Source organism: Aquiflexum lacus, assembly GCF_015476655.1.
Classification (GTDB): Bacteria; Bacteroidota; Bacteroidia; order Cytophagales; family Cyclobacteriaceae; genus Aquiflexum; species Aquiflexum lacus.
On the sequence record NZ_JABFHF010000001.1, the window covers coordinates 206268 to 218344 of the forward strand.

10 protein-coding genes are annotated in these 12077 nt (G+C 39.0%); 6 read left to right on the forward strand and 4 right to left on the reverse strand.

The annotated features are described in order from the left end of the window. The first annotated feature begins 29 nt into the window (after positions 1-29). From HMJ38_RS00880 to HMJ38_RS00890, 3 genes are all read left to right on the forward strand, one after another. The gene (locus tag HMJ38_RS00880; RefSeq protein WP_194972485.1) at positions 30-434 is read left to right on the forward strand and encodes a hypothetical protein; all 405 of its coding nucleotides are present in this window, start codon (positions 30-32) and stop codon (positions 432-434) included. A 51-nt stretch (positions 435-485) separates the two neighbouring features. Beyond that, positions 486-1484, forward strand: a complete 999-nt coding sequence (gene meaB / locus HMJ38_RS00885) for a methylmalonyl Co-A mutase-associated GTPase MeaB (protein WP_194972486.1) — start codon at positions 486-488, stop codon at positions 1482-1484. 212 nt (positions 1485-1696) lie between these two features. Beyond that, on the forward strand, positions 1697-2407 hold the full coding sequence (locus HMJ38_RS00890; protein ID WP_228779834.1) for a DUF3298 and DUF4163 domain-containing protein: 711 nt from the start codon (positions 1697-1699) through the stop codon (positions 2405-2407). A gap of 161 nt (positions 2408-2568) precedes the next feature. Here HMJ38_RS00890 and dnaA read toward each other — a convergent pair whose 3' ends face one another. The 3 genes from dnaA to HMJ38_RS00905 all read right to left on the reverse strand — a co-directional run bounded on the left by dnaA (position 2569) and on the right by HMJ38_RS00905 (position 5775). Next, positions 2569-3993 (reverse strand): chromosomal replication initiator protein DnaA, encoded by a 1425-nt coding sequence (gene dnaA / locus HMJ38_RS00895; protein WP_194972488.1) that lies wholly within the window; start codon positions 3991-3993, stop codon positions 2569-2571. 116 nt (positions 3994-4109) lie between these two features. Beyond that, positions 4110-5027 carry a bifunctional metallophosphatase/5'-nucleotidase gene (locus tag HMJ38_RS00900; RefSeq protein WP_194972489.1) on the reverse strand — a complete coding sequence of 306 codons (918 nt, stop codon included), beginning with the start codon at positions 5025-5027 and terminating at the stop codon, positions 4110-4112. A 1-nt stretch (position 5028) separates the two neighbouring features. Then, on the reverse strand, positions 5029-5775 hold the full coding sequence (locus HMJ38_RS00905) for a 5'-nucleotidase C-terminal domain-containing protein (RefSeq protein ID WP_194972490.1): 747 nt from the start codon (positions 5773-5775) through the stop codon (positions 5029-5031). 152 nt (positions 5776-5927) lie between these two features. Between HMJ38_RS00905 and HMJ38_RS00910 the strand changes: the two genes are divergently transcribed. From HMJ38_RS00910 to HMJ38_RS00920, 3 genes are all read left to right on the forward strand, one after another. Continuing rightward, a complete protein-coding gene (locus tag HMJ38_RS00910) occupies positions 5928-7343 on the forward strand; it encodes a methylmalonyl-CoA mutase family protein (RefSeq protein ID WP_194972491.1) in 1416 nt (471 codons plus the stop codon). Then, positions 7340-9463 carry a methylmalonyl-CoA mutase gene (gene scpA / locus HMJ38_RS00915; RefSeq protein WP_194972492.1) on the forward strand — a complete coding sequence of 708 codons (2124 nt, stop codon included), beginning with the start codon at positions 7340-7342 and terminating at the stop codon, positions 9461-9463. Before HMJ38_RS00910 ends, scpA begins: the two co-directional genes overlap by 4 nt. A gap of 204 nt (positions 9464-9667) precedes the next feature. Beyond that, the gene (locus HMJ38_RS00920; protein ID WP_194972493.1) at positions 9668-11560 is read left to right on the forward strand and encodes a DUF389 domain-containing protein; all 1893 of its coding nucleotides are present in this window, start codon (positions 9668-9670) and stop codon (positions 11558-11560) included. Positions 11561-11754: 194 nt separating this feature from the next. On the opposite strand, the gene HMJ38_RS00925 is transcribed toward HMJ38_RS00920, so the two are convergent. Beyond that, entirely contained in the window at positions 11755-12075 is a 321-nt protein-coding gene (locus HMJ38_RS00925) for a 2Fe-2S iron-sulfur cluster-binding protein (protein WP_194972494.1), read from the reverse strand. Positions 12076-12077 lie beyond the last annotated feature (2 nt).

Here is a 12077-nt window from a genome sequence, read left to right on the forward strand (position 1 = left end):
AGGCATTAATTCTAAACAACACTTATAAGATGTCCATGAAGTACCTGTTTTATGCAATTATCATCATCATCAGCCTGATCATTTTTTGGATCATTTCTGATACATTTACTCAGCCTGGTGTTTCAGACCTGGAAGGTGAGTATATAGAAATGGCCAAATATAGAAATGAGAACAATACAGGTCCGGTAATCAGGTTATATGCAGTTTATTCAAAGGATACGCTTTGGAATGAGATGAAAGAATATGGGGATTTCATGCCCCATACCAAATATGGAAACACCAAAGTTTTTTTCTTTATGGACAAATCAGCCACCCCAGACAAGTTAAGATCTACAGAGCCATACTTTGATAGTAGTTTCCAGGATAATTGTGTGGCCCAATATGAAAAAACAGCAATGGGAGAGGTACGTTTTAAAAAATATCCCTTTCGATAATTTCTTTAACTTTGAAATATAGTTTCACTTTGATTTATCTAAAGATATCCATTGAAAAAAAACACAAGACTACCAATTGACACCTACGTGGAAGGGGTGCTTGCAAGCGACAGGGTGATTCTCAGCCGTACCATTACGCTGGTTGAAAGTACTTTAGAAGAGGATCAGAGGCTTGCTGAATTGGTCATGGAGCAAATTCTTCCCCATGCTGGCAGATCAGTCAGGGTAGGGGTCACCGGTGTTCCCGGTGTGGGGAAAAGTACCTTTATCGAAAGTTTTGGAAAAAAACTATTGGATAAGGGTCATAAGGTGGCTGTTTTGGCCATTGATCCAAGCAGTCAGAGATCTCGTGGCAGTATCTTGGGTGATAAAACGCGAATGGAAGGACTTGCATCTGATAAGAGGGCCTATATCAGACCGAGTGCAGCAGGTGAGACGCTTGGAGGAGTAAGTGCCAGAACAAGAGAAGCGATGCTGCTCTGTGAAGCGGCCGGGTTTGATGTGATTTTGATAGAAACAGTAGGAGTAGGGCAATCCGAAATTGCTGTAAAAAGTATGGTAGATTTTTTTCTATTACTCATGCTATCCGGTGCGGGAGATGAACTTCAGGGCATCAAAAAGGGAATCATTGAAATGTGTGATGCCATGGTAATCAACAAAGCAGATGGGGATAATTTGGAATCTGCAAAAAGGTCAAAAAGCGAATATTCCAATGCATTGCACCTTTTTGCCGCAAGAGAGAACGGATGGTATCCAAAAGTGGAGATTTGCTCTTCCACTGAATTGACCGGATTGGATGAAGTTTGGAAAACAATTCAGGACTACATGGAGAAAATGGCAGCCAATGGATATTTCGCCAGAAACAGGTCTGACCAAAATGAAAATTGGCTCTATGAACATATTGGCTATTTGTTGAAAAGTGGTTTTTATAATAATCCAGAGATTAAAAAAAAGATAGCTGAATCAATTCCTGAAATAAAAACAGGATCAATTTCTCCCATTGCCACAGCAAGGTCACTTGTCCAATTTTATGTAGATGGGATTAAGTGATCTTCCTGCACGGTGCAGGTTACCTAATTTATTCGCCTTTCGTGACGCCTGCCTGCCAAATGAAGGGAAGTTGGAATTTTGACGATGAATTCGTACCTAATCCAAATCCAATATATTTCATCATCCATAAAGGTCAAAAAGAGAATAAATATTAATAGCAACTAAATATGGGGAATTGTGGTAACGTGATTGGTTTTTTTGTCATGATTTTAATGCTTTCATGTAATGCCAAGTCAGATAAGCTAGAAAAAAAGACAGAGGAATTTAATCAAAAAGCATGTTATGGAATATATTGCTCGGAGGTGAATCTAAATTATCCGGTTTTTTTGAGTGAGCCCCAAACTGCAGCTATCCTAAACAACTCAATGGAACGGAAGATGTTAAGTTTTCTGGAACCCTTTGAGGAAACGCGAGGAGTAAACATCCAAGAGGCCTCACAAACTTTTCTTGATGCATATATGGGATTCATGGAGGATTTTGAGTCAACTCAGGAATGGGTAATTAACCTTGATGCCAAAGTTAGCTTTGAGAATGAAAAAATTATTTCTATCGTTTTTGAAACCTATTCCTTCACAGGAGGTGCCCATCCCAACAGCTTCAGACAATACCTTAATTTTGATAAACAACGTAATATCGAAATCGAAAATGACTCATTGATAATAGATAAGCTAATGCTTCTTGAAATGGCTGAAACCAAATTCAGAGAGATTCATCAGGTAGAAAAAGATTTTCCTTTGATTGAAACCGATCTATTTTTCCTGGACAGCAACCAAAATTTTTTTCTGCCCACTGCCATTGGGTATGAAATCGATTCCTTGGTTTTATTTTACAATACTTACGAAATAGGCCCCTATGTTATGGGCACAACAGAAATAAAAATAGCAAAACAAAATTTGCAGGGTGTTGTAAATCTTAATAAATGATTGTGATGATAGGGAATTATTCTAGTGAACTGTAAATTCAAAATAATTCTTGAAAGTATAAAAAGTTGACATCAAAAATCGGTCACTGGACATCCTACATCGGACAGTTTACCATTAAAAAAGTAGACAACAAGTAAGCGAACGTATCAATTAAATCACCATCAATACGACCGCATTTTAAATTTTTTCTTCAGGTCATTGACTGAATTCCTAAAAGCAGTATCTGTTTCCATAAAATCATTGACCGTCTGTACAGCATGAATGACTGTACTGTGGTCTCTTCCACCGAAATGGTACCCAATTGACTTCAAAGAATGGTTAGTGAATTCCTTTGCAAAATACATGGCTACCTGCCTTGCTGTCACTATTTCCTTTTTCCGTGTTTTGGCTTTTAAATCATCAATTTTTATATTAAAGTACTCGGAAACTGTTTTTTGGATAAAATCAATCCCAACCTCAGTCTCAATATCCTTGACAATATTTTTCATGATAGCCTTGGCCAAAGCCAAATCTATTTCCACCCTGTTAAGCGAGGCATGGGCAAGTAGTGAAATCATAACCCCTTCCAACTCTCTGACATTGGTGTCCACAGTGTAGGCTAGGTATTCAATGACGTCATCAGGAATATAGATGCCTTCTGATTGCATTTTCCGCTTAATGATCGCAACCCTTGTTTCAAAATCAGGCATCTGCAAATCAGCAGTAAGCCCCCACTTAAATCTTGACAACAACCTTTCCTCCAATCCTTTCAGGTCTTTGGGCGGACAATCTGAGGTCATGATGATCTGTTTCTTGTTTTGATGAAGGTGGTTGAAAATATGAAAAAACATCTCTTGCGTCCGGTCTTTTCCTGCTAAAAACTGAATGTCATCAATGATCAAGACGTCAACCTGCATGTAGAAATTGGTGAAACTCTTAACGTTACCATCTTTGATGGAGTCCATAAACTGGTTCACGAATTTTTCAGAAGACACATACAACACAAACTTATCCTCAGGGCCATTTTTGATTTCATTACCGATTGCCTGTACCAGATGGGTTTTCCCAAGACCTACTCCCCCATAAACCATCAGTGGGTTGAAGGAGGTGATTCCGGGCTTGGTAGCTACGGCAAATCCTGCCGAACGGGCCAGCCTGTTGCAGTCTCCTTCGATATATGTATTAAAAGTATAAATCGCATTGAGGTTGGATTGCAAAAGCATATCATTGTCAAGAGATTGAAGATGAAAGGGGCTTTTGTTATCATTATTTTCCTTCTGTACCTTTTTTGGAGAATTCGTGTTATTCCCTTGAGGGAAGCTGACAACATAAGGTTGATTCTGTGAATTTCCCCGGTCAACCACAACTGCGTATTCAAGTTTCCCGTTTGCTCCCAAAATTGACTTAATGGCCAACTTGAGGACCTGAACATAATTATCCTCTAACCATTCATAAAAAAATTGACTCGGAACTTGAATTGTCAGACTGCTTCCCTCCAGTCTTACGGGGTTAATGGGCTTAAACCAAGTCGAAAAACTCTGCTCATTGACGTGCTGTTCAATTACACGCAAACACTCATTCCAAACTGCATTGGCCTCCGAACTCATTTATTACTTTTAATAACTTTAGGAAAGAAAATTAGGACTTATCACCCCGGATTTTCGAGGGGCTCAAATTTGGGGAAAATATATTTAAATAAAAAATCAAAAATGACTTGACTTTTCTATTTGACCGCCATGTTTTTGGCAAGGACATTTTTTATTTTATTTTTTTTTGAAAACTCATAATCTAACATTCCCAACCTCAATGCAGCGGTACCAACTTGGTTGACAATGGTGTCATATCCTTGAGAACTTTTGACTGAAACTGGTTGGTCTAGAAATGAATGTGTGTGGCCTCCAATGATAAGATCAATTTCATCAACCTGATGGGCAAGTTTGAGGTCATCGATTTTGTCGGATCTGTAAGTGAATCCAAGGTGGGAAAGGCAAATAACCAAGTCGCAATTTTTATTTCGAAGTTCCCTTACCATTTCCTTTGCGACCGGCACAGGATCCAAATACTTGGTCTGTTCAAAACTCTTTTCTGCTACCAAACCTTTCAATTCAATACCTAATCCAAAAACGCCAATTTTTAAACCGCCTTTTTTGAAAATTTTATAAGGCTTTAATGCACCGTTTAATATGGTTTTGGAAAAATCATAATTTGCAATTAAATGGCTGAATTCTGCATTGGGTAATTGGTCAAAAATTCCCTTTAAGCCATTATCAAACTCATGGTTGCCCAAGGTGGTGGCATCAAATCCTATTTTGTTCATTAAATTGTATTCCAGTTCTCCTCCAAAAAAATTGAAGTATGGGGTTCCCTGAAATACATCTCCGGCATCAAGGAGAAGGATATTAGATTCTTTTTCCCTGATTTTTTTGACCAATGAACCAAGTCTTGTCAGGCCACCTTGATTGGCGTTTCTGCTACTGTCTTTGGGGAAAGGTTCAATCCTGGAATGAATGTCGTTGGTGTGTAAAATCGTGATCCGTTTGCCATCTCCACCTGCGATCAATTCCGTAGATAATAATCCGCTTCCCAGTGTAAGTGCGGAACCCGTTAAAATACTTTTTCTTAAAAAGTCTCTTCTTTCCATTTCATTTTATTTTTTGTCGCCCTTCGATTTCTGCTTTGATTTTTTCTCCTCTTTCAGTTTTTTTTCTGATCTGTTGGATCAGGATTTCTCTGATCAAGTAGCCACTTTGTTCCTTTCTCGGCAGGTTCTTGGCAAATTCCATCCCGTCTCCGCCTTCGGCCAAATAATCATTCAGGGCAAGGAGGTATGTTTTGGACGCATCAATATCAGCCCCATTGACCTTAAGCGTGATTAATTTTCCATCCAAACTTTCTAATTCCATACCACTGATACCGAGGTTTTTTTTTTGTATTGCAGCTGCTGCCAAGTGCCTGACATCTTCTCCTTCTAATTCAAGAATATACAGGTAATTTTCAAATGGGGAGAGTTCAAAAATATTGGACACCGTGATATTTCCCTTTGGTAAGGTATTTCTTATACCGCCGTTATTCATAATGGAAATATCGATTGGATATCCCAGAACTTCTTCGGCAAATTCCTTTTGTAAGTCGGCTATTAAGTTGCCCAAGGGCGTTTCTCCTACACCTGTTTTTAATATCGGGTATTCAGTTTGGCCAATGACTTCATTCATTTCTGATTCAAGGGAAAACTTATAGGGTTGGATATAATTGTCCAAGGTAGGATCTATTTCTACCTGTTCTGTAACAGATAGATTTTCACTATTGGAAATTTGATAAAGACTTGGAGCGCAGTTGGTAAGAGAGCAAAGGGCTATGCATAGTGATAAATATAAAATCGTCTTGTTCATGTTGATCTTTCAAATTGCTTCAAAACAGTGGTTTTTGATGGTTGGAAACCTTATTTTTGAAAGGATTAAGATAAGTAATTTCCATAAGGCATAGTGCCGTTTTAACACAAAGGATTTCAAATCACTTGCATTATCCTACTTTAAACCCAAATATGAAAGACAATTTGTTTGAGGAGTTTCCCAATATTTCCAAGAAAGAATGGATGCAACAAGTTATCAAGGACTTAAAAGGGAAAGATTTTGAAGATACCTTGGTTACAAAGACTGCTGATGGGCTCAAAATAGCCCCTTTTTATACTGCAGAAGATAATAAGGAAGGTGAACCATATTTAGCTGAAACGATAGTTCCCAATCCTTCCATTCCCGGATTTTCTCCTAGGCATTGGGTAAATGTTTTTGAAGTCGAGGAAGGTGATGGAAAAGCAGTAAACAAAGAAATTTTGTTGGCGCTACAAAATGGTGCTGATGCACTCTTACTTTCTTTGAGTGGAGATGAAAATCTGGACGAATTGCTTGATGAGGTATTACCTCAATATATTCGGATTTTTATTGTTCCCGGGAAAGATCCTCTGACGTCTATACAACATTTTTTCAATTGGGTTAAAAGATCGGATTTTGATCCTCATGAAATACAGGGAGGGCTGTTATGGGATGGTTTTGCAAATATCCTTATCAACAAAGAAAGTAAAGATAATGTGATTGATGTCGCCGCCGCTTTGCTTAGAGAAACTGAAGAAATGGATCAATTTAAGGTTTTTGCTATCGATTCAGCAATCTATCACAACACAGGAGCCTCACCTGTTCAAGAACTTTCTTACAGTCTTTCGGCCTTTATAGAGTTGGTAGATGGCTTGACTCAAAGTGGTATTTCTGCTGGATTTATATTTGAAAAAACTTTGCTCAAGACCGCTGTAGGGTCTGATTACTTTATCGAAATGACCAAAATAAAGACTTTCAGAAAGTTGTACCACCAATTGGCCAAACTATACCAAATCTCTATCCCGATGGAGAATATTTTTATTTTTTCATCCACTTCCTATTGGACCAAGTCAAAACTTGATGTGCATACAAATATGCTCAGAAGTACCACTGAAGCAATGGCGGCAATATTGGGAGGATGTAATGCGCTTCAAGTTTTACCTCATGATATTGTTTTTGGCCCAAGCGATTCATTTTCTAAAAGAATGGCCCGGAATATTTCAAATATCCTGAAAGAAGAAGTCTATCTGGATAAAGTGCTAGACCCTATGGCGGGAAGTTTTTATCTGGAAAATTTGATCGGTGATATGTTTACCGCAGTTCACTCCAAACTTATGGAAATCGAGAACTTTGGTGGATGGTGGCATCTTTACCAAAAGGGATCAATCCAAAACACAGTAAAAGCAATGAGGGATCAAAAAATGCATGATTTACTTCATGGAGAAACCGTGAAAATCGGAGTTAATAAATTTACCGTTCCGAATGATTATTTGGAGGACGGAATTAAAAAAATTGAAGCAAAGGAATGGCAGTTGTTATCCACAAGAGAGTCTGAATTGATAGAGCAAAACCAAACACAGAAATCATGAGACCGGACTTAAGCCAACTTAATACTAGGATACAAGAAAACATTGTTACCTCGCCTAAACCCATCATCTGGGATAGTGCAGAAAAAATATCCATTCCATCAGTTTTCGATAAAAAAACAATTTCTGAAATTGAGCATAAGGGTTTTTCTGCGGGATTACCGCCTTATTTAAGAGGCCCGTATAGTACCATGTATGTATTGCGGCCATGGACCATTAGACAATATGCAGGATTTTCCACAGCTGAGGAGTCCAATGCTTTTTACAGGCGTAACCTGGCCGGAGGACAGAAAGGCTTGTCTGTGGCATTTGACTTGGCTACACATCGAGGATATGATTCAGACCATCCAAGGGTGGTCGGGGATGTGGGAAAAGCTGGAGTGGCCATTGATTCAGTCTTGGATATGAAGATTTTATTTGATGAAATACCTTTGGATCAAATGTCTGTTTCAATGACTATGAATGGTGCCGTTATTCCCATTATGGCATTCTATATTGTTGCTGCTGAGGAGCAAGGTGTCAAACCAGAAAAGTTGAGTGGGACTATACAGAATGATATTTTGAAAGAGTTCATGGTCAGGAACACCTACATATATCCCCCGTTGCCATCGATGAGAATCATAGCGGATATTTTTGAATATAGCTCCAAAAGCATGCCCAAGTTCAATTCCATTTCAATTTCTGGTTATCACATGCAAGAGGCAGGTGCTACAGCGGAGTTGGAACTTGCTTACACTTTAGCTGATGGTCTTGAGTATTTGAGAACAGGGATTTCGGCAGGATTGGATGTTGATGATTTTGCACCAAGGCTTTCTTTCTTTTGGGCTATTGGGATGAATCATTTTATGGAAATTGCCAAAATGCGAGCAGGCCGTCTGCTATGGTCAAAAATCGTCAAACAATTTAATCCAAAAGATCCCAAGTCATTGGCATTAAGAACACATTGCCAAACTTCAGGCTGGTCTTTGACCGAACAAGATGCCTTTAATAATGTGGCAAGAACCGCAGTGGAAGCAATGGCTGCTGCCTTGGGTCATACACAATCGCTACATACAAATTCATTTGATGAGGCGATGGCTTTGCCAACAGACTTTTCGGCAAGAATAGCCAGAAATACACAATTGTACCTTCAGGAAGAAACAGGTATCAATAGGGTAGTTGACCCTTGGGGAGGATCCCATTATGTGGAATTTCTTACTGATCAATTGGTCAAAAAAGCCTGGGCTTTGATCGGGGAAGTGGAGGAACTTGGTGGAATGGCCAAAGCTATTGAAGCAGGTATTCCTAAAATGAGAATAGAGGAGGCTGCAGCACGCAAGCAGGCAAGGATAGATAGCGGAAAAGATGTCATTGTCGGTGTCAATAGATATCGGACTGATGAAATCAGCGAATTTGAAATTTTGGAGGTAGACAATAATTCTGTCCGTTTATCTCAAATTGAAAGATTGAAAAAACTCAAATTAGAAAGAAATCAAGAAGATGTAGAAAAGGCTTTGGAAGCCATTACCCATGCAGCCAAAAGCGGTAGCGGTAACTTGTTGGCATTGGCAGTGGAAGCAGCTAGAAAAAGGGCTACCTTAGGTGAAATTTCTGATGCTATGGAAAAAGAATTCGGAAGACATAAAGCGACAGTGCGTTCAATTTCTGGTGTTTATTCAGGAGAGGCCAAAGATGATAGCAGTTTTGTGGCGGCGAAAGCCTTGGCCGATAAATTTGCTACATTAGAGGGTAGAAGACCAAGAATTATGGTAGCAAAAATGGGGCAGGACGGCCATGATAGAGGGGCCAAAGTGATAGCCACAGGATTTGCTGACTTAGGTTTTGATGTGGATATAGGACCTTTATTTCAAACACCTGAAGAGGTTGCCATGCAGGCAGCTGAAAACGATGTACATATAGTTGGTGCATCCTCTTTGGCGGCAGGTCATAAAACCTTGGTGCCGGCCTTAATCAATGAATTAAAAAGGCTTGGCAGAGCAGATATTATGGTGATTGCAGGGGGGGTTATTCCTCCCAAGGATTATGATTATCTCTTTGAAAAAGGGGTGGCTGCTGTATTCGGTCCTGGAACTGTCTTGCCTAAAGCTGCCAAAGAAATACTTGAAAAACTAATGGAGGATTAAACCCGTTTTGGCCTACCCCATCTTATTTGATTTTAAAAGGTGAATTCGTATACGATTCATCATATAAATTTTATCGGATTCAGATTTGTGCCAGGCTTTTTTGAATCCAACTTTAAAAGGTTTTGTCATCAACGATTTCAATGAAATGCTGCCAGCAATCCTTAAAATATCAGTTATATTGGTATATTCAAAAATTTCGCTGAGATGAAATCCATAATTTTAATTTTTGATCAAAATAAAAAGAAAGAAGTTGATAATAAGATTATCCCTCTTTTGGGGGCAAAACTGCGGGAGTCGGTAGAATATAAAGATCATAAAAAATTTAAATTTTCTGAGGAGGATTTTTTGGTGTGTTATCTTTCTGACGAACAGCTGTCTGAATTTATAGAGGAGATTGTTGAAAATCATTGGAAAATCGGGTTTTTGCCCCATCCTGAAATGAAAGAGGCTAGGCAGGGATTTGGCGTTTCATCCAAACTTGAAGTGGAGGCAAAAAATATTTTAGATTCAGAGGAGCTTTTGGAAGTTGATCTCCTCTTAGCAAATGGAAAATCTGTGCTCAATAAACTGATCATTGGCAATACATTTAGTCTGATGTATGGTTCTGGATTGCAGGAAGGTGTTTTTAGAAAAATAATTGCCAGACTCAGAAGTTTTTTTAAATCTTTCAGGAAAGTAAGGTTACAACCTTATGGCATTTCCTGGAATAGCAAAAGCGGTACTGAGATGGATCAAGGTATTGATACGGCGGCATTGGGCATGGTGGTGATTCAGCATGGAAAGAGCTCCATGCTATCAAGAAGAATTATTGAGGATTCTAATCCTAATGATGGTATGATGCATTGTTTGGTCTTAGCTCCAAAAAGTATTTGGGAAATCATAAAATTTGGGTTTTACAGTGTTTTTAAATCAAAACATAAAAACTCTCTTCCAGATTATGTTGCCCATATTAAGACTGACAGGATAGTAGTAAAAAGTGACAATCCCATCAATTATGCTGTCGATGAACTATTATTGAGTGCAAGGGACATAGAAATGGAAGTGAGGCCAAAAGCTTTGGCAATTATCCCGGGTACACTACTGGATACTCAAAAGGAGGTGGAAAAAAACAGGGTGTTTAAAGTACAGAATTTGCCTAAGGGTGAGTTGAAAAATGAGTTATTAGATCGTTTTTTGCCTTTCACAAATCATGCAACTACTGAAGAATTCAAGTGGCTTTTCAGCATTTTGAGGGAAAACTCTCAAGTAAGTCAAAGTTACTTGGTCTTGATGGCATTATCTACCATCATTGCCACTTTTGGATTGTTTGGAAATTCCTCCCCAGTAATTATAGGAGCGATGATATTGGCTCCTTTGATGTCACCTATCATTTCACTTGCGATGGGCGTCTTGCGTCAAAACGAGAGACTGATCAAAGAAAGTTTGCTGACTATTGGTTATGGACTTTTGGTAGGCTATATTTTTGCTGTTCTGATTACATGGCTAACGCCCCTGAATACTCCTAATAGTGAAATTGTCGCCAGAATAAGGCCTAACCTCTTGGATTTGGGAGTGGCAGCCGCCTCGGGAGTGGCAGGTGCTTATGCGCATTCAAAGAAAGAAGTTGCGAAAACCTTGGCCGGTGTAGCCATTGCAGTAGCTTTAGTACCGCCACTTTCTGTTTCAGGAATAGGTTTGGGATGGGGAGATTGGTCGGTGTTTTTTGGTGCCCTGCTTTTATTGGCCACAAATTTGGCGGGTATGGTTCTTGCAGCTGCATTGACGTTTTTGTTTCTGGGATTCAGTCCATTCAGGTTGGCAAAAAAGGGCTTATTAATTTCTTTGTTTTTTGTGGCCTTGATCAGTGCACCTTTGGGGTTTGGTTTTTCCAAAATGGTAAAGGAAAGTAAAATCATACAGAGATTAAGCGGAATTGAAATACCTCAAGGAAAGTTGCGGGATGTGAATGTAATCCAAATGCAGCCAATGCGAATATCTATTACCATAGTTTCGGAAAAGCCTCTTGATTTTGAAGAACTTAACGCAGTAAAAAAAGAAATTCAAGCTATTGTTGGTCAAGAGGTGCAGGTGGAACTTTCTGTTGGTATCGTTCTCTGATTCGAATAGGTTTTTTCGGATAGGAAGATTCAAATAGTCGATTACTTCCTGATTATACTATATATGGCAGGAGTCAGTCTTTGAAGAATATTGAATAAACTGAGGATGGTATTATTTCAAAAAGAATAAAAAGACCGCGAAAGATAGAAGTGGCATAGCCTCTTTTTTCTCCCGCGGAAAAATATATTTTAAAATTAATTATCCTCTCCTCTGAGTTTTACAATGGACCCTTCCAATAATGGACTAATCCTTACTTGACAAGCCAATCTACTGGTAGGAAAGTATTCCGGAAGATTTTCCAGTTGATCCAATTCTGCATCAGTAGCTTCTCCCAATTCATCTTGTCCTTCTAAAATCTCTACGTGACAAGTTGCACATAATGCCATACCGCCGCATGTTGCCAACACGGGATATTCGGATGCCTTTAAAATTTCCATCAAGCTAAGGCCCATATCATCAGGAGCTTCAATTTCCTGACGGATGCCTTCGTGATCCTCTACAGTGAATTTTACCATGT